Consider the following 387-nt stretch of genomic DNA (forward strand, 5'->3'; position numbering starts at 1 on the left):
GAGCGTTGAAGCTGCCGGCCTCCATAGGGGGGTCGTTCTTGCTGTCTCCAGCCACGTTACCACGGCGGATGTCCTTGACAGACACGTTCTTAACGTTGAAGCCAACGTTGTCACCAGGAGTGGCCTCAGCAAGAGATTCATGGTGCATCTCAACAGACTTCACCTCAGTGGTCAAGTTGGCAGGGGCAAAGGTCACAACCATACCAGGCTTGAGGACGCCAGTCTCCACACGGCCCACGGGCACAGTTCCAATACCTCCAATTTTGTAGACATCCTGAAGTGGCAGACGGAGGGGCTTGTCAGTGGGACGGCTAGGGGGCAAAATGGCATCCAGGGCATCAAGAAGAGTGACACCACTTGCATTACCCTCCTTGCGCTCAATCTTCC

General features: G+C 55.6%; 1 protein-coding gene. It reads right to left on the minus strand.

Annotation, left to right across the window (positions count from 1 at the left end):
* Positions 1-387, minus strand: a 387-nt coding sequence (locus tag DK871_RS28505; protein WP_256677542.1) for an EF-Tu/IF-2/RF-3 family GTPase, incomplete at both ends; no start/stop codon positions are given.

The organism is Pseudomonas sp. L13 (assembly GCF_009935965.1).
GTDB lineage: Bacteria > Pseudomonadota > Gammaproteobacteria > Pseudomonadales > Pseudomonadaceae > Aquipseudomonas > Aquipseudomonas lactis.